Origin of the sequence: Tychonema sp. LEGE 06208 (assembly GCF_015207505.1) — a bacterium.
Taxonomy (GTDB): Bacteria; Cyanobacteriota; Cyanobacteriia; order Cyanobacteriales; family Microcoleaceae; genus Microcoleus.
The window spans coordinates 1-21,526 of the sequence record NZ_JADEWT010000113.1 but is presented as its reverse complement, the minus strand read 5'-3'; the positions used below and the strand labels follow the sequence as shown (position 1 = coordinate 21,526).

Below are 21,526 nucleotides of genomic sequence, written 5' to 3'. Positions count from 1 at the left end.
TTTCAAACTATTCTTTTTTCTAGGTTCAGTTTTTTGCCTTAGATCCGCGGTGTGAACCGCCTTCTCTTTGGCGCTTTATTAATATATCAACTCTCCCCTGAGTTGTCAAGCTTTTTTGCAAAGTTTTCTGCTTGATTTGGAAGTCATAGGCAGCAAGGGTTTCCACTGCTGAGTCAAATCAATTCTATTATTACCGGGTTCTGGTTATCCGGATATCGCTTCTTTTGATCGGTATTAGTAAGGTTTTTTCAGGGGACTCTTCCGCCAATGGGTAGAATATCTGTACAGACAGATGTTCTATATATATATGTTCGATCGCCCATGAAAAACCCTACTACTCGTCCTAGTGCCTTATTCGTTACCTGCGCTTCACTGCTGATTGGTTGCAGTCAGACCAACACTCCCCAGACCTCTACAACAGTATCTACAGCTACTTCGCCATCTCCGGGAGCTTCGCCACAGGGTGCGGGTGCGGTGAACTCAGCCGCTATTCCCGTTGGAGTTGGGGTGGCGCAAACCAGCAATGTCGCCTTACTTGGCCAGGAACAGGTGGCTGGGGCGAAAATTGCTGAAAAGTATTTCAACGATCGCGGCGGTGTGGATGGGACGCCGATTAGAGTGGTGTTACAAGATACGGGTGGAGATGAACAGGGGGCGATCAATGCTTTTAATACTTTGATCAATCAGGATAAAGTGGTGGGTATTGTGGGCCCAACTCTATCGCAACAGGCTTTTGGTGCAGATCCGATCGCCGATCGCGCCCAAGTACCCGTACTCGCACCCTCCAACACAGCTAAAGGCATTCCCCAGATTGGCGATTATGTCGCCAGAGTCTCCGCGCCCGTGGCCGTGGTAGCACCTAATGCAGTTAAAGCGGCCCTTAAGCAAAATCCCAATATCAAGAAAGTAGCCGTGTTTTTTGCTCAGAATGATGCTTTTAGCAAATCTGAGACTGAAACTTTCCAGAAAACAGTTAAAGAGATGGGACTGGAATTGGCAACAGTTCAAAAATTCTTGACTACTGATACAGATTTCCAATCTCAAGCCACTAATGCGATCAATGTCAAGCCCGATTTGATAATTATTTCCGGGTTGGCGGCAGACGGAGGTAATTTAATTAAGCAGTTGCGGGAGTTGGGCTACAAAGGCGTTATTATTGGGGGCAACGGTCTGAATACTTCCAACGTATTTACTGTTTGCAAGGCTCTTTGCGATGGGGTTTTGATTGCCCAAGCATACAGCCCGGAATATCAGAATGAAGTTAATAAGGCTTTGCGCGACGCTTATCGCGCCCAATTTAAGAAAGAACCGCCTCAGTTTAGCGCTCAAGCTTTTACTGGGGTACAAGTTTTTGTTGAGTCATTAAAAGCAATTAATGCTCAGTCTAAGATTAGTGAAAAGCCTTTAGCCCAATTGCGGACAAAGCTGAATCAGCAGTTGTTGATAGGTAAGTACGATACGCCTTTAGGGGAAATTTCTTTTACGCCGGAAGGTGAAATCAATCAGAAAAATTTTTATGTGGCACGGATTAAAATGGATGCGGATGGAAATAACGGTAGGTTTGAGTTTTTGAAATAAACGAAGAAAGAAAAATTTGAGCTTATTTGTGATTCAATGACTTAAATTGATACCCATTTTTTAACTGGCGATGGACTTAACTCTGTTTGTGCAACAATTTCTGAATGGTTTGTCGATCGGCAGCGTGTATGCTATTTTTGCACTGGGATACACGCTGGTGTTTTCTATTCTAGGAATTATTAATTTTGCTCACGGTGCAGTCTTTACTGTGGGTGCTTATTTCACCTATACGCTGATGGGGGGCGCTTTCGGTTTTAACGGGTTGTTAGCTAATGCGAGAATTCCCGTACAATTGCCTTTTGCTGTGGCGCTAATTTTGGGTAGTACACTGGCTGGTTTGGTGGGAGTAATTGTGGAAAGAGTTGCTTTTTTGCCTTTACGCCGCAGAAACTCAGATCCTCTGCTGACGGTGGTTTCTAGTTTGGGAGCGGCAGTGGCGATCGCCAATATTATTCAATATCTTGTCGGTGCAGAAATTTACACTTTTCCTGCTAACACTTACGGCTATTTGCCTGCAGCAATTAACTTCGGAACAGTAGATAAACCTATTCCGATTCGGACTGTTCAAATAGTGATTTTTGCGGTATCAGTTGCGATCGTGGCTGTTTTAACTTACTTAATAAATTTCACTAAGTTTGGGAAGGCAATGCAGGCGGTAGCCGAAGATGCTACCACTTCTAGTTTGTTGGGAATTGATACTGATAGATATATTATTTTGACGTTTTTTGTGAGCAGTTTTCTGGCGGGCTTGGCCGGGGGTTTGGTGGGTTCTAGTGTGAGTATTGCTGGGCCGTATTTTGGTATTGCTTTTGGTTTGAAAGGTTTGGCTGTGATTGTGCTGGGTGGGTTGGGGAGTATTCCTGGGGCGGTTTTGGGTGGGTTTGTAATTGGTTTGGTGGAGGCTTTTGTGCCGGGTGATTTTTCGGCTTATAAGGATGCTGTGGCTTTTGGTATATTGTTTATGATGCTGTTGGTTCGGCCGCAGGGTTTGTTTGGGCGGCGTTTGATTCAAAAAGTGTAGGATTATTTGCAATAACTCTAGTACATCAGTTGCTAAATGGATATTATATGAAATTAGAAATTCCATTAATTGTAAGCAATCGCCTTTTATTGCGATTGGCTAATCAAGACGATATCTGCAAAATTATTATTTTTTACAGTGACAACCAAAGATTTTTTACTCCCTGGCACAGACAATGGGCAGAGGATTTTTTAACTGAAAGTTATTGGCAAAAAAAAGTAGAGAAAGATTGCCAAGGATTTGAGTCTGACAAATCTTTAAAGCTGTGGATTTTTGAGAAGGATAATCCTGAGTATATTGTCGGTAACGTTAATTTTGATAATTTTGTAAGAGGAGCAGGTCATTTCTGCTTTTTGGGATATAATCTGGCAGAATCGCAACAAGGTAAAGGTTATATGACTGAATCTGTGCGAGTTGCAATCCAATATGTGTTTGCAGAGTTGAATTTACATCGCATTATGGCAAATTATATGCCTCACAATCAACGCAGTGGTAATCTACTGAGACGATTGGGATTTATGGTGGAAGGTTACGCCAGAGACTATTTGTTCATAAATGGTCGGTGGGAAGACCATATTCAGACTAGCTTAATCAATCCAAATTGGAAACCAAGTTAATCAGATTTTTTGGGATAATTGCAAATTTAAAATTAAATGAATACATTTTTTACTACTTATGGGTTTCTGATTGTCTCGATGTTGTTGGGTGCAATGTTGGGATTGTCACTATATTTGCCTTTAATGACTGGACAATTGTCTCTCGCTAGCCCCGGTTTTTATGCTTTGGGCGGGTATATTGCGGCGATTTTGTCTACGACGGTGTTTCAAACGACGGGTGGCTTATTTCCGCTGCCGTTGCTGTTATTGGAGATGATAATTGCAGGGGCTGTTTCGGGGTTGCTGGGTATTTTGGTGGGTATTGCGGCGCTGCGGTTGCGGGGGATTTATTTGGCGATCGCCACTATTGCTTTTGTGGAAATTCTGCGAGTTTTATCCCTGAATCTGGATATTACTGGCGGGGCTGTGGGGATTTTTGGAATTCCGCAACCGTTTGCAACGTCGATCGAGTATTTGTGGATTGTACTGCCTTTGCTGCTGGTCAGTATGGCGATTCTGTACCGACTGGAACGCATCCGGGTGGGACGGGCTTTTGCGGCGATTCGGGCTGATGAGTTGGCGGCTGATGCGATCGGCATTAACCCGACTTTTTATAAGGTTCTGGCTTTTGCATTGGGTGCTATTTTAGCAGGGGTTGTCGGTGCGGTTAGCGCGCATTTCCTCAATACTTGGAACGCCCGTCAAGGTACTTTTGATGCTAGTATTATTTACTTAACTTTTGTGTTGATTGGTGGTAGTAGAACTTTTGTCGGGTCGGTTTTGGGCGGGATAGTTTTTACTGCTTTGCCGGAGGTTTTGAGGGGGATGGCGACTATTCAGGGATTGCCGCTTTGGCTGGCGCAATTTCTGCGGGATGGACGGTTAATTATTTTTGGGTTGCTGATTGTCGTAGGGACGATATTTTTTCCGCAAGGGTTGGTGACACCGGAGTTGTTGAAGAAGTTTAGAAAGGGCGATCGCACTTCTGTGTAAAAACAGATAGTGTTACGATTTCGCCCCATCATCATCAATGGCTATATCAATGATGTACAATTATTAAGAATTTTATTATTTAGGTGAGAAGAATCATATTACTTTTGCTTGACTAGGGCGTTATTGTTGGTGGAATCCTTACCTTCTGCTTTGAACCTATCGCATAAGTTTTGTGCCATAAGTTGAGCAACTTGTTCATGACCTTGACTATTCCAATGACCGTCACAGCGCATAGCATTGGGAAAGCCATGTACGCAAGTTTTATTTTTTTCTGCATACTCTCGCAATCGCGGGACTGTATCCAATGTCGTAATATTGAGGCGATCGCCAAGGGCTTTGATTCTCTGATTAGGATAATACAAGTCCTTAATTCTAAATCGTTTCACATAGCTTTGACGCATCATAGGCTCAGGATTGACTTGAACTCCCGAACTGACAATCAAAATCATAAAATCTGCTTTTTGGGTCTTGACTTCCCGATTCATTAGTGTAATTAATCCTTCTGTTACTTGCCAAGCCTCTTTCCATACTGGATCGATAGGTTCTTGAAAGTTATGACCTGAGCGCTTTTTGTCTATGGTATCAACTAGACGTTTCTTATTATTTAAATCTATTTGTCTAACTAACCGCAAAATGCGTGAATGATTGACCAACCAAGTCGGAAGATAATCAACAGATGAAAACTCTAAATAGTTATGTTGTCTTTGTGAAATATTCAACCCTGAATTATCTAGAACTAATTCGCCATTATTATATACAAAAAATGGCTTGCGTTTAGAAAATTCAAGTTTTTTTGAATTATTAATGATATCGTTGCCAGGAAGAAAAGCTAAGAGTACTAAATCCGGAGAATATTGCCAGACTTTATGGCGCAGAGTGATTAGTTCTTGATCCGTCCCATAGCCCTGAACGCCAAAATTAATTACCTCTACTTTCCGATCGCCTAAAGCAGTACATTGTTTATTGAGTTGCTTTCTCATTTTCCACCAAAAAGTATTTTCCATCGGTACTTGTAAAGATTCGGCAAAGGAATCTCCCAACACTGCGATCCGAAAAGTTTTTGGTGGTTTTTCTTTAGTATGTTCGCGATCGCGCAAACCATCTTTATTTGCGCGAATTAAGGAGCGATCGCCTTCCCCCTGCCACTCGAAAGACGCACCCGGTTTCAATGACCAACCAGCGGGATCGTCTAATGTGTAACTTGCAAAAGAAGCAAGATCGCTTGGTTTTTCTATACCTTTAATTCCCCCCAGATGCAAAGCTAATTCTCCCATAAAAACACCAGCCATAATTCCTCCCAAAATTAGGCTGAGTTTTTGCGCCCATAAACTTAGTTTTTTCATTTTAGTTTTTTTATAAATAAAAGTCTAGTCTAAATCGCCGTGACTATCTCAAAAAGACAATCCCTACAGACAATTAATGTTTTTCTTGCGAAGCTAATTTTATGCTTTCGAGTATCATAGACCGATCGCCCAAAACTGAAAAGTGAAAAAAGACGGAAAAAGACGGGTCTTTATAAAATGTGGATGCAAGGCGGAAAAAGACGGAAAAAGACGGAAAAAGTCGGCTATACTAACTCTAGTTCTCTGACAACCCTACTGATGGACACTGCCCATATATTGCAATTTGTAGATGAAGTGCTCAGCGCGAAGACAGGCAAACGTCTAAATGACTTGCAGCGTAAAATTATAGAGGGAATACTTAAGCGACAAAAGTATTATTATATTGCAGATACTTATGGCTGTACGGCTGGTCATGCTAAGGATGTAGGTTATAAGCTTTTACAAATATTATCTAATGTTTTTGGTGAACCAGTTGACAAAGGTAATCTGGAATCTGTTTTAGAACGGCAATTAAATCTGAATATAAATTTTGGCGATCGCCCTACTAATTTTGGTAATAGCCACACAATTAACTATATCAATGGTTGCTCAGAACTACCCACTCCTACGCCATATAAAAGTCAGCTTGCGACTCCCGACTACCATGACGGCACGAATCAAGGTAAAACTGAAATGGTTGGTAAGTTACGGGAGTTGGGCTTGAAGGATGAGCAAATTGCAGGGGTGCTAGGACTAGCCTTGGATGTGGTGAAGCAGGTAGATTGAAAAGAATGAGTTTATTTGTAGTCTCAAACCCTTTATCTGAACCAGTGGTGACTCTGGGTTGAAACACATATAATTCAGTCAGGAGGTATAAGTTTTATGTTCGCAGTCGTCACCCCAGAAAAGATTCATTTGCCACCAGGAACACTGATAAAATTTCCCGGTAGTTGGCAGGATTACCAAGCGCTTGTAGAACAATTGGGCGATCGTTCAATTCCGCGCATCAAATATCGACCAGGAGAGATTTTATTAATGTCCCCTTTACCCGTACACGGAAAACAAGCTCATATTATCGCAATTGTGGCAATAGTTCTACTAGATTACTTGGGCAAAGATTATGAAGCGTTTACGCCAATTACGATGGATTTGCCGGAGGTAAGAGGGATTGAACCAGATTATTGTTTTTATATCGATAATTGCGCCGCCATTCTGGGTAAAGATCGGATTGCTTGGGGTGTTGAACCGCCACCCGATCTAGTAATTGAAGTGGATGTCACTAGCTACACTAATTTGGATGATTACTTGCCTTATCAAGTGCCGGAAGTGTGGCTGTTTAAGAAAAATAGGCTCATAATTTACGGCTTGCAAAACGATCGCTATGTCGAAAGTTCCATCAGCCGTTATTTTCCCAATTTTAATGTATCAGAGATTGTGGAGGAATGCTGGCAAATGTCGCGCGATCGCCATACAAGTACAGTAATTCGGGAGTTGCGGCAAAAAATTGAGAGGGAGAACGGTTGAATCATCGTGTCCGGTGAATGGATTGTAATTCCTGTAGAGGCAGGCGATGCCCTGAACGTAGCCGAAGGGTTCACCAACAATAATTGCCTAAAACCGAAAATTATCATAAACCTGCCCCCGCCCAACGACTATAAATAATTTTGATGGTGGGTCATCAAACAAACATCATATTCTGCCAAATCTTAATAGTTTTGTCACTGCTGCCGCTAGCCAAAAACTCTCCTTCCGGGGTAAAATTTACGGAATAAACAGAGTTTGTATGACCTAAAATATTACAAAGTTCTTGACCATTTTTTACCCGCCAAATCTTGATAATTTGATTGCTACTGCTGGCAATTACTTCGCCATCGGGACTAAACGCGATCGAATCTACATACCAAGAATGACCTGCAATTGTTAAAATTTCTTGCCAATCTTTGACCCACCAAATTTTGATAGTATTGTCGTGACTGCCACTCGCCAGAAACTCTCCATTGGGACTAAAAGCTACACAACGCACACAGTCTGTATGACCAGTCAGCGTGCGAATTAGCTTGCCATCTTTGACTCGCCAAATCTTAATAGTTCTGTCCCAACTGCTGCTAGCCAGAGTTTCTCCGTCAGGACTGAAGGCGACGCAGTAAACTAAGTTACTGTGACCGCTAAATGTGCGGATTTCTTGCCCGTCTTTCACGCGCCAAAGCTTAATTGTTTTGTCCCAACTGCTGCTAGCCACAGTTTCGCCGTCGGGACTGAAAACTAAGCCATAAACTGAGTTGCTGTGACCTGTAAGCGTGCGGATTTCTTGCCCGTCTTTCATCCGCCAAAATTTGATTGTTTTGTCGTGGCTACTGCTGGCAAGTATCTTTCCATCGGGGCTAAAAACTACTGTATGAACTGAGTTGGTGTGTCCGGCGAGAGTTACTATTTCTTGCCCGTCTTGTACTTGCCAAAGCTTGATTGTTTTGTCATCGCTACCGCTGGCGATCACTTCTCCGTTAGGGCTGAAAGCTACAGAGGAAATTAAATTTTTGTGTCCAGTTAAAGTGTGAATACATTGCCAGTTATGAGTTGGCTGAGGGGGCGGATTGGGATTGGCGGCAGGTTTGACTGCTTTGGTAATTGTTTGAGGAATGGTGAGTTTACTAGCTGCTTCTGGATTCAGTTGAGTTAAGACTTCAACAGCAGTTTGATAGCGACGGTTCGTAGCATTTTCAATCAATTGGTCTAAGATTTTGCCTGTTTCTTCACTCACCGGATTGTTTGCCAAATATTGCCGCCAAATCCAGGCATCTTCGCCCGGATCGAAGAGATCAAAGGGAGAAACTTGAGTTAGCAAATACAGGCAAGTTACGCCTAAACTGTACAAATCACTGGTAAAAAATGCTTTGCCTCTGGCTTGTTCTGGGGCGATGTATTCGGGGCTACCGATGCTAGTTCCTGTTTTGAGTAAAGCTGTACCTGTAGCTATTTTTGCTGCACCAAAGTCTACTAAAACTAATTGTTTGTCGGCGCGGCGGATGATGTTTTCGGGTTTGATATCTCGGTGAATTACGTTGTGGGAGTGGATGAAGTGAAGTACGGGTAATAAGCTGTTGAGTAAGTCTTGAATTTGAGTTTGTGTAAACGTACCTTCTGTTGCTACAATTTGTGCTAGATTTTGTCCGTCGATAAATTCTTGGACTACATATTGTCGGTTGTCTTGGATAGAATATGCTAAGAGTTCGGGAATTTGAGGATGTTTCCCTAATTCGTCTAATCGCATTGCTTCTTGTTCAAAAAGTTCGGCTGCTTTTTTGCTATTGCGATTGCTGGCTGATGGGATGAGTGGGGTTTCTGGGGGTAAGAATTGTTTGATAACGCAGCGGGGTTTTGATGGTTTGTCTTCGTCAACGGCGAGTAATGTTCTGCCAAAACCTCCTTGTCCGATCGCCTTTATGGCCCGATATCTGTCGCGCAACAGCAGTTTTGACCGGCAATTTCGGCAAATTTTGGCTGTATCCGGGTTTTCGGGCTTGGAACAGTTGGGGTTTAGGCAATAACTCATTCGATTTTAGATTTTGAATTTTAGATTATTTGTATCAGGCAGTAAATATTATACCTGTTTCCAGAGTCTAGATAATTTGGCTTGTAGTGAGGATTTTAGTCATTTTATCCTAGATAAAGAGAGACTTCAGTCCTCATTACGAACATTTAAAAATTAACATAAAATACCAAATTTGGTTTTTAGTGAGGACTTTAGTTATCTTTTTCGAGTTGGGGAAATAAGGAATTCAGTCCTCACTACGAACCTGGGGAAATTAAATATTTTAGAAGTTCCACATGACTGGGTTGTCATCTAAACTATCGGTGATTGTTCGCCCGATCGCGTCTATTGCTTTTAAGTCCTCTTGACTCAGCTTTACTTCGGCAGCTTTGGCATTAGCGGTGGCTTGTTCGGCATTGCGCGCGCCAACAATTGCGTTGGTTTGCGGCTGGGCGATTAACCAGGCTAATGCTAAATTGCCCAAGCTTGTTTGGTGGCGATCGGCAATTGGCCTGAGTTGATTTAATGCTGTTTGCACTCTGGCGTAATTTTCCTTGATAAACAGCTTGCTTTTGGCGCGGTGATCGCCTTCTTCAAATTTGTGTTCTGGCCCAAATTTACCTGTTAATATTCCTTGAGCTAAAGATGAGTAGGCAAGGATTGAGATATTATTTTCTACACAGTAGGACATGGCCTGTTTTTCTACCCAGCGCCAAAACAGAGAATAGGGCGGTTGCAAGCTGTCGATGCGTCCGTATTGGGCGGCTTCTGCTATTTGGGCGCGGGAGAAGTTGGAAACGCCGATCGCCCGAATCTTCCCCTGTTCTTTTAATTTGTTCAGCGCGTCCATTGTTTCTGCAATGGGCACTAATTCGGAATTCCAAGTCCCGGCGGGCCAGTGGATTTGGTAAAGGTCGATATAATCGGTGTTGAGGTTTTTTAGCGATCGATCGCACGCCTCGACTACCAAATCGGGTTTGAGATGGTTGGCAAAAACTTTGCTAGCATAAACTACTTGCGATCGCACATCTGAAAGCGCTTTGCCGATAATTTGTTCCGAATGTCCTTCTCCGTAAACCTCCGCCGTATCAAAGGTGGTAATACCGGCCTCAAAAGCGGCGCGCATTGCTTTGACAGTTTCGGCATCCTCAATTCCCACCCACATCCGCTTCCCAGCTTGCCAAGTCCCCATAATTATCGGGCTAATTTGAATTCCCGATATCCCCAATTGTCGCTTTTCCATAGCTATAGCCCTAATTTGGATTTTTACTATTTACCCTCAAACTATCTAATTTTAACAGAAAAAAGTTGTTATAATTGCTGTAAATTACCGATTTTGTTACTTTGGTTAAAACCAAACTAAATCCTATGAAATCAACTACTCGCGCGCTGAAAGAATGGAATGTAGCGGTTAATGCTTTGGAACAGGGCAAAACGATTGTACTCTTGCGAAAGGGAGGTATTCGCGAGCAAGCAGGACAGTTTAATGTTGCTGACAAGCAGGTTTTGCTTTATCCAACTTTTGAACACCAACAGCCTGATTTATTAAAGCCAGATTTTGCGAGTCAGGTAAAAACGGTAGAATCTGGTTGGCATCCAGAATTTATTAAAATTAGCAGTTGGGCTGAGATTACCGATGTTTTTTTGGTTGCTTGGGAACCTGCAATTACGGCGCTTTTTCCTTACCATATCTGGAATGAAAAATTTGTCGGCGACCGCCTGAAATGGAAACAAAATCAGCCAATTTATATTTTACTACTGCGGGCTTATCGATTAGCCCAAAATCTAGAAATTCCGTACATTTCTGCCTACGGCGGTTGCCGTTCTTGGATAGATTTGGCTAGTCCTATTTCCCTGGAAGGAAGCGAAGCTGTTTTATGTAATCGAGAATACCTTGAACGTTCAAATGAAATCCGCAATCTGATGGCGAATCCTCCGAATGCTTCTGGTTCGCAGAAAATCACACAACTGACGATTTGATCGTTCCGACTTCAGTCTTAATTAATACTTTTTAATGTACTTTTCGAGAGGCGTATTTCTACTAAACCCAGCCCAAAATCTGCTGCTAATGCCATTAAAGCTGACGGAATTGCCCCAGCTAAAAGTAACTGATTGTTGACTGTAGCAACGCCGCGAAAAATAAACACGCCCAAGCCGCCGGCACCAATTGCAGCGGCGATCGTTGCTAGCCCGATCGCAATTACCGCAGCAACTCGTACTCCCGCCAAAATTACGCCCAGCGCTAGGGGAAGTTCTACTTGCCATAAAAGTTGCAGATCCGTCATTCCCATACCTCTCCCGGCTGCTACGATCGCCGGATCGACACCGACAATCCCGGTATAAGTGTTGCGGATAATGGGCAGTAGGGAATAAAGTGTGAGGGCGATGATTGCGGTGCGATCGCCTATTCCTCCCACAACGGGCATCGGAATGAGCAAGCCAAACAAAGCTAAACTGGGAATTGTTTGCATAATATTTGCAAATCCCAAAATCGGCTTTTTCAAGTGGGGTTTTCTCGTTACTAAAATACCGAGGGGAATCCCGACAATAATTGCGATCGAAATTGCCACAGTTACTAAATATAAGTGTTCGAGTACGCGCTGAATTATCTCCGTACCGTACCGATTTAGAAATTCTATCATTGGGTAATTGGTAATTGTTAATTTATTATTGTGTTATAATCAAATGTCTCGTAGGGGCGGGTTCGCCCATATCTTTAATTCCCCGCCATCAGCTTAAAAAACCCGCCCCGCCTATACTAAAAACGAGAAATGCAAACATAATTTTACCCAGTTCCAGGTAATTGGAAACATTCAATAAATGCCAAAGCTTCTGGATGCTGAGATTTTAGAAAATCATCCGGCGAGCCCAATTCAACCAATCGTCCATCCTGCATCAAACCAATTTTAGAAGCTAACAAAAAAGCTTCTTGAATGCTGTGAGTCACAAAAATCACAGTTTTGTCGAGTTGCTGCTGCAATTGACCGAATTCTCGCTGCAATTCCAGGCGAGTAATGGGGTCTAAAGCGCCAAACGGTTCGTCCATTAACAGCAGTGGAGGGTCAGCGGCCAGGGCTCTGGCGACACCCACGCGCTGCCGCTGTCCGCCAGATAACTGATGGGGATAACGTTTGGCGAAGTGCTGCGGATCGAGGTTGACTAATTCTAACAGTTGGCGGACGCGAGATTGAATACGCGATCGCTCCCAACCTTCCAATTTCGGGACTAAACCGACATTTTGCTCGACGGTAAAATGGGGAAACAAACCGATTTCTTGAATTACATAGCCAATTTTTCGCCGCAGTTGAATTGGGTTCCATTCAGTTGTCGCTTTTCCCATGACAAGCACTTCACCGCTAGTTGGTGCGAGTAAATTGTTAATCAATTTCATGGTAGTAGTTTTGCCGCTACCGCTGCGTCCCAGCAATACTAAAACTTCTCCTTGGAGCACTTGAAAATTGATTTTTTCTACTAAATGCCTGCGGTTGAGACGGTATGTGACTTCAAGGCATTCGACAGCAACTTCATGATTATTGACAGCCATGATTAATTTCGGTGATGTTGGTTATAATAAATCGTCAATCGGCTAGCGTCGCGGAACAATTTAAAATCTAAAATCCCAAATCTAAAATCTAAAATTGTTGTGGTTTTGCCATTCTAGCAACAAGGCTCGACATTGGAGGCAAGTTAATTTTTTGAGCAAGTCTCGAATGCCGTCGGGGGTGACAGGATATACAGCGCCGAGAAGTTCGGGGTTGACTGTGGCTGTCGGGTGCAATTCTGCCACAAAACCGTAGAGTTTTTGATTGGAGAATGAACTGTTGATGGCCCAGCCTGTGGTGTTGAGGGGTTGGATGCGGGCGATCGCACTTTCTGTCACGCCTAATTCTTTTTTGATTATAGCTGGAACTGCCGCTACTGGCGTTACTGCTTCTGGTACGCGACCGCCGGGAAAATCGAGGGTGGCGGATGCTACGCCGGGGCGATACGTCGGTGAGGGAAACAACAATTTGTCAGCTTGAACAGTCAAAATTACAACTGAATCTGCTCTTTCTACTCGCCAATATTCTACTATTTTTCCTTCGGTAGTTTCGAGATGTTCGGCGATTAGCTTTACCCAATGAGAGTTGATTTCTACAAAGCGATCTAGGGTTTTCCAGTGGGATTTTTGGTTTTGGTTCATGTTGTTAGTTGTTAGTTGTTAGTTATTAGTTATTGGTTAGTGGTTATTGGTTATGAGTTATTAGTTATTGGTTATTAGTTATTAGTTGTTAGTGCTGTCCCCCTGAGCTTTCCGTCCAACGTCCAACGTCATCAGGCAGAAGGCAGAAGGCAGAAGGAATAGGGAACAGGCAAAAAATAATTAAGAATATCCTAAGCGTTGGCTATGGTTGCTATAAATCAGAGGTTGTTGGCTATGGTAGTCGAAAGGTCGATCGGCTATTTGGGCGATCGACCTTTCGACCTTAGAGCCACTTTTGCCCTCTCGATTGTAAATTTTTGCAACAAACTGCACGTTCACCCTGATAATTCAGTAACATAGACTACATAATCAAAATTTATCTGCAGCTCTGGGTTGTTAAAACCCCGCAAAGAGTGCAGACTCTTAGCTCGACAGACAGGAGTAATTATGCAACTGCAAACAGATATTCGTACTTGGCAACCGCCAGCCGGCATCACGAGCGATCGCGATCGGGAAAGATTCGGCTGCGCCGTACCTGCACCAAAATTGGCTCCTAACCTGTGGGTAAGATTGTTCAATCCCCCAACAGCATTTAGTTTTGACGAAGCGCGGCTGTTGTGTCAGCACTCCGAGGACAAGTGGCTAGCTTGGATTCCCGATCATGGGGAAATTTTGCTGAATACGAATGAATTTTGCGCTACTTAATCAAAAATTAAAGTGTGGAAATCCATATCTTTCAGGCTTCAAAGCATATTTTTGGAAAAAACCAGGTCTTTTCGGAATTATCTCGTTTGTAGTGAAGACTTCAGTCCTCAAGGATTAAGCAGGACTAGAGTTTTCACTACAAACCAATTAATTAAAATTTTGACAACAAAAAGAGCAGTAGAAAACCTATTGCTCTTTTTGTTTTGTGCAAAAACACTCTCTAGTTTTTGTCTTCAGACAGCGGAACTTACTCGCTTATTTGCAAACAGCACGGTTATTGGCGTTTCTGACAATGGTGCCTACTCTGCCATTAATCATAATCGGGTTTTTGGTGCTGGCTCGAATCAAGCGGGGCTGTTTACCCAGACATTCTTTGATTGATTCTGACCAGGCGGTGAGAGCGCTGGTGTATTCTGTACGAGTCGCTGGTGCGCGAAACTGATCGGTAATTATGTGATCCGTGGTGATGCTAGTGTCTGTAGCAACATTCGTAATAATTGGAAAGTCAAAGTTTTTTGGCAAGGTTCTGTCAGGTATTTTGCCAGGTACTATCTGGTAATTCATCGAGCCACCCTTGTAGTCAATACTTGCTTCGGGGGTTGTTTGAGCGAAGGCTGGAATAGGCAAGCTTGCTACCAAGACGGTGCAGCAACTCCAAAATAATTTCGATTTCATCCGATTCATCTCCTCAACTGTATGACGATTAGCACTAATTAGATAGGCTCCAAAAACATTAGCTTATATTTATCAAAAATATGATGCTAATGAGCTTTTTATCTGAAGTTTGACCCACCTAATTTTTTAATATACATCCTCAAAAATGTGAAAACTGGTTTGCCTGACAAACTGTAAAATGGTTTCAGTTGAGTAAGACATTTACACATCTGAAGTTGTTACAGTATGGGAGACTCGATTTGACCAGAATGATTGATTTTTGATTGTTGTTATGGGAACTTTATCAAATTTTGTCTCAGATATCAAGTTTTGCCGATCGCACATCACATCTTAACACTGTCCCAGCAGCTCGATCGCCCTTTGAGTGTTACGCGCTATACCAGGACGAGAAAGATGCTACAGTGCATCGATGGGCGTTTGAGTGTTTTCAAGCGACAATAGGCAGAGAAGGGGCTTGAAAATAGGTGAATTTAGTGGAAGATAGCAAGATTATAGACTTATCGGAAATCATGGGTGTTCCCGCGGCTCCTGCGGGTTACAAATCGGGCTTTGTGGGTATTATCGGGCGGCCGAATGTCGGCAAATCCACGCTGATGAATCAGTTGGTGGGGCAGAAAATTGCGATTACTTCGCCGGTGTCTCAGACGACGCGCAACAGGCTGCGGGGCATCCTGACGACACCTGAAGCACAAATTATTTTTGTCGATACTCCCGGAATTCACAAGCCGCACCACCAATTGGGTAAGGTTTTGGTGCAGAATGCCCGCACCGCGATTCAGTCTGTGGATGTGGTGCTGTTTGTGGTGGATGGTTCGGTGGAATCGGGTGGGGGCGATCGATATATTATCGAAATTCTCAGCAATTGCAAAATTCCGGTGATTTTGGGGATGAATAAGTTGGACGAACAACCGGAGGATTCCGTGTTGATCGATCGCACTTACGAGCAAATTGTCAATCCTGAGTGGCCAGTCGTCAAGTTCTCGGCGCTTACGGGCGAGGGTGTCGAACCGCTGCAACAATTGTTAATCGAACATCTGGAGGTTGGGCCTTACTATTATCCGCCCGATTTGGTGACTGACCAGCCGGAACGCTTTATTATGGGCGAATTGATTCGGGAACAGATTTTGCTGCTGACGCGGGAAGAAGTGCCGCATTCCGTAGCAATCGCGATCGACATCGTTCAAGAAGAAGCGAAAATTACGCGAATTCTGGCGACAATTCACGTCGAACGGGATTCCCAAAAAGGTATTTTAATCGGTAAGAGCGGCAGTATGCTGAAGTCGATCGGCAGCGCGGCCCGCGAACAGATTCAAAAGTTAATTGAAGGCAAAGTGTATTTAGAGTTATTTGTCAAGGTGCAGCCGAAGTGGCGGCAGTCCCGCACCCGTTTGGCAGAATTGGGCTATCGCGTGGAAGAATAAAACTTTGGTGGTTTGCGGGATGTTCGCGATCGCATCCCTCTTTAAAAACTGTCCAAATTATTCTAAAAAGGCTTTCTGCAAAAAATGTTTGTGTGAGACTAAAATAGGGAATATAAATAAACTCCATTACCTATTACCTACCACTCATTACCTAAAACAATGATTGCCGGAAAAGAAAACTTTCCTCAAATAACCCCAGAAGAATACTTTGCCTGGGAAGAAAAGCAGCTAGAAAAGCATGAGTATATCGACGGTCAAGTCTACGCCATGAGTGGCGGCAGCGTAAACCATAGCCGCATTGCCGTCAGACTCACAACCCTATTCTCGAATCATCTAGAAAACAGCAGTTGCGAAACCGGAAACTCCGATTTGAGAGTCAACGTCATTGGAACCAAAAACTACATCTACCCCGATGCAAGTATAACGTGCGACGATCGCGATAAAACCACAACCCAATACATTACTTACCCCTGCTTAATCGTGGAAGTTCTCTCTCCCAGCACCGAATCCTATGACAGAGGTGGCAAATTTAGAATGTATCGCAAAAATCCAGTCTTACAAGATTATTTATTAGTCAGTTCCACCAGTATCGAAATGGACTTGTATCATAAAAATGATGCTGGTGAATGGCTCATTATTAACTACCAAGCAGGCGACACTATAGAACTCAAAAGCATCAATCTCAGTTTTGCGATCGAACAAGTCTATCGCAACCTCGACCTTACTCCAGAAACAACAGCTTAAAATTGATAGAGCGATTAAATTAGGAGATTGTTATGATTGCAGCTAGAGAGCAGGAGCGGTACTTTACGCCTGAAGAGTATTTTGCTTGGGAGGAGCAACAATTAGAAAAACATGAGCTAATCGATGGTCGCGTATATGCGATGAGTGGGGGTACGCAAAATCATAGTGCGATCGCTATCAATTTCTTATTATCGATTAGATCTCACTTGCGAGGAAATCAATGTAGAGTTTTTAATTCGGATTTAAAGGTTAATATTCTCAATACTCGCAACTATACCTATCCCGATCTGAGTGTCACTTGCGATCGGCGAGATAATTCTAGCCCTCAATATATTACCTATCCCTGCTTAATCGTTGAGGTTTTATCGGATAGTACCGAGGCTTACGACCGAGGCAAGAAGTTTGAAAAATATCGCCGCAACCCGAATTTAATTGATTATGTGTTGGTGAGTTCTGATGAGATGGCGATCGATATTTATCACAGAAATGATGCGGGGGATTGGTTGATTCTGAGCTATCGAGCGGGCGATCGCGTTGAGCTTAAAAGTATTGGGTTGAGTTTGGCGATCGAGCAATTCTATGAAGAAATTGTTTTCGAGCAGAAATCTTGAATTTATAAATGGATTTATGAGGATACATTCTATGTAGCTTCACAGAAAAATAGTATTACCGAGTGTTTCTTATGAACTACCGAAACCACATCACGATCGAGGCAAATAAACGCGGTGGTAAGCCTTGTGTACGCGGCTTGCGAATTACGGTTTATGAAGTGCTTGAGTACCTGGCTTCCGAGATGACCGAAGCAGAAATTCTCGACGATTTCCCCGATCTGACGCGAGAAGATTTAAAAGCCTGCATTGCTTATGCTGCTGACCGCGAGCGTCGGTTTATGACCGCGACCTTATCGGCATGAAATTACTTTTTGATGAAAATTTGTCGCCCAAGTTGCCGAATCGTTTGAGCGATATTTTCCCAAATTCGCTTCACGTTCGAGATGTGGGAATGAAAGCAACGATCGACCCAATAGTTTGGGATTATGCAAAAGACAATAATTTGATGATTGTCTCGAAAGACGCGGATATGCACGACCTGAGCTTAGTATTTGGGAATCCACCGAAAGTTATTTGGCTTCGACTTGGAAACTGTTCGACATTGCAAATTGAAAATTTGCTGCGTCGGGAGTTCAACGCGATCGAATTATTTTATGAAGATGAGACTTTATCGCTGCTTGCTTTATCATAATAGACCGATCGCCGAAAGTGTGCGATCGACTCTAATCTCAAAGATAATAAAGATAGCTTTTTTCAGTGCGACGGCTTAAGTGTTTAAGTTGAATTGTGCGGCGAACTCGATCGAGGAAAGAAGATTCCGATGGGGAGTAAGAATGGGTTGACATTTATCCGTAATTTGTGGTATTATTCGACTATATTCAGTATTGTACCGCAACTGCGATACAATTATAAAATTTATCTGCAGCAGGGTGATCTATCGGCAAAAGCTCGAGGTTTCTTGTATGGGGTGCTTCGGTAAATCTAGTCGTTGCAACTGACGCGAATTTAAGATTGTTAGCTTCGTTGAGAGGCGATCGCGCGCAGTTGAACTCGATCGTTATACGGCATTGACCCTAAAATTCACAAAACCTAGAAAATAATTTGAACTGACTGTTTAATCCCCCTGCTCTTTGGGAAGCCTGAATAGTGGATCAGTTAGCTCTCAAAGATATTATTTTGGCAAAGTAATATTGCCAAATACAATCCGTGTTAAATAAGTAGGCTAACTTAGGAGGAAGATAGGAATGATTTTCTATATCAAAGATTCTATTCAATCTGTTAAAAATGCCTTTTTTCTGGCTTTGCAATCAATTGATGAATTTTGTAAGTTAGATGCAAAAGACAAGGGGAAGGTTGTAGATGCCAACTTCAAGTCCATGCTAAGAGACTTGATGGATCAATTCGGCATGAAGCCTGGAATTGATTACGAGGACAACTTACGCCCTAATGAGCCAGGAGCAGATTTCGTTATCTACAGTGAAGAAGCAAATAACTTAATCAAAGATCTACTTGCAGGAAACATCACAGTTGTTAGAGAGCATACAAGGGTTTATAAATCCGGAAAAACTGTGATAATCGATGCTCATTATAGAAGACTCCGTTAGAACACTCAGAGGTAATCATTCATGAAATCTGAAGTATTCAAGGTTGGTAGTTACGTTTGGGAGTGTAAATCCTCCTATACCGATCCTGGTGGAGCAATTGATGTAACTTATCTTAGGGCAGAAATTGCAGATCTTGAGAATAGATGGCTGTATGAAGGAAAGCCAAGCGGTTATTATTATGTTTTTCCTGTGAACCTGATCAGCAATGAAGCAAGGCGGGAACTAGACAAACTCAAAAACTCCTACAGAGGTGACGTTGATATTGACTTTTACGATCGTGTCGATATGCAAAAGCTGATTCAGAAACTGGAAAAAATTCGTGATATGCAGTCACTCGTAGATTATATTAAAGCAGTGTGGATGGGCTAATGTCTCAAAAACTACAATTCTGGCAAACAAAAATTTTCTCTGAAGAAGTTACACAAGGTTTTACATATGAAAGTTTGTATGAGGCTCTTAAGAGCCTTTTAAGAGGAACTGAGATCCACTCATCTGAGTATGTCGAAAATTACTTTGAGAAAGTTCAGCTTAATTACCTTCGGATTAACTTAGCTCAGCTTGAAAAAATAGTTCCAGAGGATACCAAGAATCTTAAATATGTACTCTTTGATCCTAAAAAAACTACTTTTTTTATGATGGATCATCAGATATGGAGCGGTATTCAGACGCTTACTGAATCTTTTATCAGGGATACAATAAACGAAGACAAACAAGAATTAGAGGAAAAACTGAAGAAAACTACTGGGATAGCTAAAGACTACGACTGTCTCTCTAATCTTTTTGAGAAGAAGCTTTTGTTTGTAGCTATCTTTTAGTCTTAGATAGAAATGAACTGCTCCTAATATGGTCGTTATTTTACTGGGAGATTGAGCCGTATAACAAGTCGCTTGGAGCGGACTGACAGAAGGTTTGGATAGATTGCGAGAGTTATTTGCAGCCGCTCAAGCGAACCGTTATCTCGCAAACGCTGCCTGACCTTGGAGATAATTCGGAAGCTCGATCGAGAGCTTGACCTACAGAAACTTGGTAGAATAAATAGACACGCTTCGATCGCGCACCATGCAACAAGCTAGTAGATCCAATCTTTTCGCCAAACCTCGAACGAGGAGATTCTCAAATGCCATTGGCTGAACTAATGTCACAGATCCAGGAACTTTCAAAAATTGACAAGCTTCGGCTGATGCAGTTTCTGGCAACAGAACTGGTCAAAGAAGAAGATGCAACAAACTTTTTTGTTGCCGATCGAGAGTATCCGGTCTGGTCGCCTTACAATTGCTCTGAGGCTGCCAATGTTTTAATGAATCTTCTGACGACAAAACAACAAGAACAGAATGGTTGACGCTCAGAGATTTCCCTACAAAATCATTGACAGCAGTCTTGGCATGGTCGATCGAATGCCGTATCTGCCATTGACACTCAGCCTGAACGGTCAATCCTTAAACGCTGAGGGCTTACTAGATACAGGTGCAAGCGTTAATGTTTTGCCCTACGAGTTAGGGCTACAACTGGGCTTAGTCTGGGAAAATGAGACACTCTCAATCCTATTGGCTGGGAATTTGGCTCGATTTGAAGCCCGCGCAGTCGTTGTCAACGCTCGAGTTAGTTCATTCCCAACGCTTAACCTGGCATTTGCCTGGACACAAGCAACCAATGTACCTTTGATTTTGGGGCAAGCTAATTTCTTCTTCGAGTTTGATGTCTGTTTCTTCCGGGCACGTTCAGAATTTGAAATCCGTCCTAAGCAGAGTGAATAGAAATGAAGACACTCCAACTATACCGTTATCTCGTAAATGCTGCCTGACTTTGGAGATGATTCGGAATCTCGATCGAGAATTAAGGATTCCGGTGGATAAATATCGCCCTACATTACCAACACTAATTGCTGCTTTATTTTACGATTTATCAACAGATAAAGAAATCAAAATCCGTTACATAAGACTTACCCAAAGCTACCCAGCTTTATACAAAGCTGGACTTTGAACCTTACTTCCTGTTTCATTCTGGCAGTGTCGGCACTCACCAGTCCGCAGGCTATCCCCGTCTAACTGACGGTTTTTGACAAATTAATTGCTGCGTTCAAATCGCGGTCAATAACTAAGCCGCAATGACTGCATTCAAACACTCGCTCCGATAAACTGAGTGTTTCTTTTTTAGTTCCACAGTTAGAGCAGGTTTTGCTGGATGGGAACCAACGGTCAGCAATTACCAGCTTTGAACCGTACAACTCGCATTTATAGGTTAACTGGCGACGAAACTCGAAAAAGCTCATGTCAGCGATAGACGTGGCTAGTTTATGATTAGCCATCATCCCTGATACATTTAAGTCCTCTACGACAATTACACCGTGGTTTTTGGCGAGTAGTGTCGTTAGCTTGTGCAAAGTATCTTTGCGGATGTTGGCTATTTTATTGTGCAGTCTAGCAATCTTGATTTGCGCTTTTTTCCAGTTACTTGAACCGATAAGTTTATGGCGGTTTAACCATTGCATTCTTGACAGTTTGGCTGCATATTTATTGTAGGACTTTGCACCCAAAATTACTTCACCTGTTGAGATAGTGGCTAATGCTTTAATGCCGAGGTCAACTCCTACAACACTTGCATTGC

Annotated in this window: 27 protein-coding genes; 19 read left to right on the top strand and 8 right to left on the bottom strand. The window is 42.7% G+C overall.

Annotated features, from left to right (window positions below; all coding sequences use genetic code 11):
- Nucleotides 1-321 precede the first annotated feature (321 nt).
- The 4 genes from IQ263_RS23285 to IQ263_RS23270 all read left to right on the top strand — a co-directional run bounded on the left by IQ263_RS23285 (nucleotide 322) and on the right by IQ263_RS23270 (nucleotide 4,188).
- Nucleotides 322-1,578 (top strand): ABC transporter substrate-binding protein, encoded by a 1,257-nt coding sequence (locus tag IQ263_RS23285; RefSeq protein WP_194070519.1) that lies wholly within the window; start codon nucleotides 322-324, stop codon nucleotides 1,576-1,578.
- A gap of 70 nt (nucleotides 1,579-1,648) precedes the next feature.
- A complete protein-coding gene (locus IQ263_RS23280; protein ID WP_194070518.1) occupies nucleotides 1,649-2,599 on the top strand; it encodes a branched-chain amino acid ABC transporter permease in 951 nt (316 codons plus the stop codon).
- Between the two features lie 47 nt (nucleotides 2,600-2,646).
- Nucleotides 2,647-3,216: a GNAT family N-acetyltransferase gene (locus IQ263_RS23275; RefSeq protein WP_194070517.1), complete on the top strand. Its 570-nt coding sequence runs from the start codon at nucleotides 2,647-2,649 to the stop codon at nucleotides 3,214-3,216.
- A gap of 36 nt (nucleotides 3,217-3,252) precedes the next feature.
- On the top strand, nucleotides 3,253-4,188 hold the full coding sequence (locus tag IQ263_RS23270) for a branched-chain amino acid ABC transporter permease (RefSeq protein ID WP_194070516.1): 936 nt from the start codon (nucleotides 3,253-3,255) through the stop codon (nucleotides 4,186-4,188).
- Between the two features lie 98 nt (nucleotides 4,189-4,286).
- On the opposite strand, the gene IQ263_RS23265 is transcribed toward IQ263_RS23270, so the two are convergent.
- Nucleotides 4,287-5,531: an SGNH/GDSL hydrolase family protein gene (locus tag IQ263_RS23265; RefSeq protein WP_194070515.1), complete on the bottom strand. Its 1,245-nt coding sequence runs from the start codon at nucleotides 5,529-5,531 to the stop codon at nucleotides 4,287-4,289.
- A gap of 258 nt (nucleotides 5,532-5,789) precedes the next feature.
- On the opposite strand from IQ263_RS23265, the gene IQ263_RS23260 reads away from it, so the two are divergent.
- Both IQ263_RS23260 and IQ263_RS23255 read left to right on the top strand, forming a co-directional pair.
- Nucleotides 5,790-6,296, top strand: a complete 507-nt coding sequence (locus IQ263_RS23260) for a helix-turn-helix domain-containing protein (protein ID WP_194070514.1) — start codon at nucleotides 5,790-5,792, stop codon at nucleotides 6,294-6,296.
- Nucleotides 6,297-6,392: 96 nt separating this feature from the next.
- Entirely contained in the window at nucleotides 6,393-7,034 is a 642-nt protein-coding gene (locus tag IQ263_RS23255) for a Uma2 family endonuclease (protein ID WP_194070513.1), read from the top strand.
- Between the two features lie 154 nt (nucleotides 7,035-7,188).
- On the opposite strand, the gene IQ263_RS23250 is transcribed toward IQ263_RS23255, so the two are convergent.
- Complete coding sequence (locus tag IQ263_RS23250) at nucleotides 7,189-9,060, bottom strand: serine/threonine-protein kinase (RefSeq protein ID WP_194070512.1); 1,872 nt, start codon at nucleotides 9,058-9,060, stop codon at nucleotides 7,189-7,191.
- A 262-nt stretch (nucleotides 9,061-9,322) separates the two neighbouring features.
- Nucleotides 9,323-10,282, bottom strand: coding sequence for an aldo/keto reductase (locus IQ263_RS23245; protein WP_194070511.1), 960 nt, complete (start codon nucleotides 10,280-10,282; stop codon nucleotides 9,323-9,325).
- Between the two features lie 125 nt (nucleotides 10,283-10,407).
- On the opposite strand from IQ263_RS23245, the gene IQ263_RS23240 reads away from it, so the two are divergent.
- Nucleotides 10,408-11,019 carry a DUF1802 family protein gene (locus IQ263_RS23240; protein WP_194070510.1) on the top strand — a complete coding sequence of 204 codons (612 nt, stop codon included), beginning with the start codon at nucleotides 10,408-10,410 and terminating at the stop codon, nucleotides 11,017-11,019.
- Between the two features lie 17 nt (nucleotides 11,020-11,036).
- Here the strand turns inward: IQ263_RS23240 and IQ263_RS23235 are convergent, their stop codons facing one another.
- From IQ263_RS23235 to IQ263_RS23225, 3 genes are all read right to left on the bottom strand, one after another.
- On the bottom strand, nucleotides 11,037-11,681 hold the full coding sequence (locus IQ263_RS23235; protein WP_194070509.1) for an ABC transporter permease: 645 nt from the start codon (nucleotides 11,679-11,681) through the stop codon (nucleotides 11,037-11,039).
- Between the two features lie 143 nt (nucleotides 11,682-11,824).
- Nucleotides 11,825-12,583, bottom strand: coding sequence for an ATP-binding cassette domain-containing protein (locus IQ263_RS23230; RefSeq protein WP_194070508.1), 759 nt, complete (start codon nucleotides 12,581-12,583; stop codon nucleotides 11,825-11,827).
- A gap of 81 nt (nucleotides 12,584-12,664) precedes the next feature.
- Complete coding sequence (locus IQ263_RS23225) at nucleotides 12,665-13,222, bottom strand: NUDIX hydrolase (protein ID WP_194070507.1); 558 nt, start codon at nucleotides 13,220-13,222, stop codon at nucleotides 12,665-12,667.
- A gap of 204 nt (nucleotides 13,223-13,426) precedes the next feature.
- Here IQ263_RS23225 and IQ263_RS28865 point away from each other — a divergent pair, with 204 nt between their 5' ends.
- Nucleotides 13,427-13,582, top strand: a complete 156-nt coding sequence (locus tag IQ263_RS28865) for a hypothetical protein (RefSeq protein WP_228050293.1) — start codon at nucleotides 13,427-13,429, stop codon at nucleotides 13,580-13,582.
- An 87-nt stretch (nucleotides 13,583-13,669) separates the two neighbouring features.
- Nucleotides 13,670-13,927, top strand: a complete 258-nt coding sequence (locus IQ263_RS23220) for a hypothetical protein (protein WP_194070506.1) — start codon at nucleotides 13,670-13,672, stop codon at nucleotides 13,925-13,927.
- 255 nt (nucleotides 13,928-14,182) lie between these two features.
- Here IQ263_RS23220 and IQ263_RS23215 read toward each other — a convergent pair whose 3' ends face one another.
- Nucleotides 14,183-14,602 (bottom strand): hypothetical protein, encoded by a 420-nt coding sequence (locus tag IQ263_RS23215; RefSeq protein WP_194070505.1) that lies wholly within the window; start codon nucleotides 14,600-14,602, stop codon nucleotides 14,183-14,185.
- A 509-nt stretch (nucleotides 14,603-15,111) separates the two neighbouring features.
- Between IQ263_RS23215 and era the strand changes: the two genes are divergently transcribed.
- From era to IQ263_RS23165, 10 genes are all read left to right on the top strand, one after another.
- Entirely contained in the window at nucleotides 15,112-16,023 is a 912-nt protein-coding gene (gene era, locus IQ263_RS23210; RefSeq protein WP_228042427.1) for a GTPase Era, read from the top strand.
- Nucleotides 16,024-16,182: 159 nt separating this feature from the next.
- Nucleotides 16,183-16,767 (top strand): Uma2 family endonuclease, encoded by a 585-nt coding sequence (locus tag IQ263_RS23205; protein WP_194070504.1) that lies wholly within the window; start codon nucleotides 16,183-16,185, stop codon nucleotides 16,765-16,767.
- A gap of 32 nt (nucleotides 16,768-16,799) precedes the next feature.
- Nucleotides 16,800-17,378 (top strand): Uma2 family endonuclease, encoded by a 579-nt coding sequence (locus IQ263_RS23200; RefSeq protein WP_194070503.1) that lies wholly within the window; start codon nucleotides 16,800-16,802, stop codon nucleotides 17,376-17,378.
- Nucleotides 17,379-17,449: 71 nt separating this feature from the next.
- Nucleotides 17,450-17,680 (top strand): DUF433 domain-containing protein, encoded by a 231-nt coding sequence (locus tag IQ263_RS23195; protein WP_006634608.1) that lies wholly within the window; start codon nucleotides 17,450-17,452, stop codon nucleotides 17,678-17,680.
- Nucleotides 17,677-18,009 (top strand): DUF5615 family PIN-like protein, encoded by a 333-nt coding sequence (locus IQ263_RS23190; protein ID WP_194070502.1) that lies wholly within the window; start codon nucleotides 17,677-17,679, stop codon nucleotides 18,007-18,009. Before IQ263_RS23195 ends, IQ263_RS23190 begins: the two co-directional genes overlap by 4 nt.
- Before the next feature lie 553 nt (nucleotides 18,010-18,562).
- Nucleotides 18,563-18,922, top strand: a complete 360-nt coding sequence (locus tag IQ263_RS23185; RefSeq protein WP_194070501.1) for a hypothetical protein — start codon at nucleotides 18,563-18,565, stop codon at nucleotides 18,920-18,922.
- A 21-nt stretch (nucleotides 18,923-18,943) separates the two neighbouring features.
- Nucleotides 18,944-19,291 (top strand): hypothetical protein, encoded by a 348-nt coding sequence (locus IQ263_RS23180; protein WP_194070500.1) that lies wholly within the window; start codon nucleotides 18,944-18,946, stop codon nucleotides 19,289-19,291.
- Entirely contained in the window at nucleotides 19,291-19,737 is a 447-nt protein-coding gene (locus IQ263_RS23175) for a hypothetical protein (protein WP_194070499.1), read from the top strand. The genes IQ263_RS23180 and IQ263_RS23175 overlap by 1 nt, the downstream gene beginning before the upstream one ends.
- Before the next feature lie 302 nt (nucleotides 19,738-20,039).
- Nucleotides 20,040-20,261, top strand: coding sequence for a hypothetical protein (locus IQ263_RS23170; protein WP_194070498.1), 222 nt, complete (start codon nucleotides 20,040-20,042; stop codon nucleotides 20,259-20,261).
- The gene (locus IQ263_RS23165; protein WP_194070497.1) at nucleotides 20,254-20,676 is read left to right on the top strand and encodes an aspartyl protease family protein; all 423 of its coding nucleotides are present in this window, start codon (nucleotides 20,254-20,256) and stop codon (nucleotides 20,674-20,676) included. The genes IQ263_RS23170 and IQ263_RS23165 overlap by 8 nt, the downstream gene beginning before the upstream one ends.
- A gap of 287 nt (nucleotides 20,677-20,963) precedes the next feature.
- Here the strand turns inward: IQ263_RS23165 and IQ263_RS23160 are convergent.
- The coding region (locus tag IQ263_RS23160) for an RNA-guided endonuclease InsQ/TnpB family protein (RefSeq protein ID WP_194070496.1) at nucleotides 20,964-21,526 on the bottom strand (563 nt) is incomplete at its 5' end.

Excerpts from the sequence above, each read along its gene's own strand:
- IQ263_RS23285 (WP_194070519.1), top strand. The coding sequence starts at position 322 with ATGAAAAACCCTACTACTCGTCCTAGTGCCTTATTCGTTACCTGCGCT.
- IQ263_RS23280 (WP_194070518.1), top strand. The coding sequence starts at position 1,649 with ATGGACTTAACTCTGTTTGTGCAACAATTTCTGAATGGTTTGTCGATC.
- IQ263_RS23275 (WP_194070517.1), top strand. The coding sequence starts at position 2,647 with ATGAAATTAGAAATTCCATTAATTGTAAGCAATCGCCTTTTATTGCGA.
- IQ263_RS23270 (WP_194070516.1), top strand. The coding sequence starts at position 3,253 with ATGAATACATTTTTTACTACTTATGGGTTTCTGATTGTCTCGATGTTG.
- IQ263_RS23265 (WP_194070515.1), bottom strand. The coding sequence starts at position 5,531 with ATGAAAAAACTAAGTTTATGGGCGCAAAAACTCAGCCTAATTTTGGGA.
- IQ263_RS23260 (WP_194070514.1), top strand. The coding sequence starts at position 5,790 with ATGGACACTGCCCATATATTGCAATTTGTAGATGAAGTGCTCAGCGCG.
- IQ263_RS23255 (WP_194070513.1), top strand. The coding sequence starts at position 6,393 with ATGTTCGCAGTCGTCACCCCAGAAAAGATTCATTTGCCACCAGGAACA.
- IQ263_RS23250 (WP_194070512.1), bottom strand. The coding sequence starts at position 9,060 with ATGAGTTATTGCCTAAACCCCAACTGTTCCAAGCCCGAAAACCCGGAT.
- IQ263_RS23245 (WP_194070511.1), bottom strand. The coding sequence starts at position 10,282 with ATGGAAAAGCGACAATTGGGGATATCGGGAATTCAAATTAGCCCGATA.
- IQ263_RS23240 (WP_194070510.1), top strand. The coding sequence starts at position 10,408 with ATGAAATCAACTACTCGCGCGCTGAAAGAATGGAATGTAGCGGTTAAT.
- IQ263_RS23235 (WP_194070509.1), bottom strand. The coding sequence starts at position 11,681 with ATGATAGAATTTCTAAATCGGTACGGTACGGAGATAATTCAGCGCGTA.
- IQ263_RS23230 (WP_194070508.1), bottom strand. The coding sequence starts at position 12,583 with ATGGCTGTCAATAATCATGAAGTTGCTGTCGAATGCCTTGAAGTCACA.
- IQ263_RS23225 (WP_194070507.1), bottom strand. The coding sequence starts at position 13,222 with ATGAACCAAAACCAAAAATCCCACTGGAAAACCCTAGATCGCTTTGTA.
- IQ263_RS28865 (WP_228050293.1), top strand. The coding sequence starts at position 13,427 with ATGGTTGCTATAAATCAGAGGTTGTTGGCTATGGTAGTCGAAAGGTCG.
- IQ263_RS23220 (WP_194070506.1), top strand. The coding sequence starts at position 13,670 with ATGCAACTGCAAACAGATATTCGTACTTGGCAACCGCCAGCCGGCATC.
- IQ263_RS23215 (WP_194070505.1), bottom strand. The coding sequence starts at position 14,602 with ATGAAATCGAAATTATTTTGGAGTTGCTGCACCGTCTTGGTAGCAAGC.
- era (WP_228042427.1), top strand. The coding sequence starts at position 15,112 with ATGGGTGTTCCCGCGGCTCCTGCGGGTTACAAATCGGGCTTTGTGGGT.
- IQ263_RS23205 (WP_194070504.1), top strand. The coding sequence starts at position 16,183 with ATGATTGCCGGAAAAGAAAACTTTCCTCAAATAACCCCAGAAGAATAC.
- IQ263_RS23200 (WP_194070503.1), top strand. The coding sequence starts at position 16,800 with ATGATTGCAGCTAGAGAGCAGGAGCGGTACTTTACGCCTGAAGAGTAT.
- IQ263_RS23195 (WP_006634608.1), top strand. The coding sequence starts at position 17,450 with ATGAACTACCGAAACCACATCACGATCGAGGCAAATAAACGCGGTGGT.
- IQ263_RS23190 (WP_194070502.1), top strand. The coding sequence starts at position 17,677 with ATGAAATTACTTTTTGATGAAAATTTGTCGCCCAAGTTGCCGAATCGT.
- IQ263_RS23185 (WP_194070501.1), top strand. The coding sequence starts at position 18,563 with ATGATTTTCTATATCAAAGATTCTATTCAATCTGTTAAAAATGCCTTT.
- IQ263_RS23180 (WP_194070500.1), top strand. The coding sequence starts at position 18,944 with ATGAAATCTGAAGTATTCAAGGTTGGTAGTTACGTTTGGGAGTGTAAA.
- IQ263_RS23175 (WP_194070499.1), top strand. The coding sequence starts at position 19,291 with ATGTCTCAAAAACTACAATTCTGGCAAACAAAAATTTTCTCTGAAGAA.
- IQ263_RS23170 (WP_194070498.1), top strand. The coding sequence starts at position 20,040 with ATGCCATTGGCTGAACTAATGTCACAGATCCAGGAACTTTCAAAAATT.
- IQ263_RS23165 (WP_194070497.1), top strand. The coding sequence starts at position 20,254 with ATGGTTGACGCTCAGAGATTTCCCTACAAAATCATTGACAGCAGTCTT.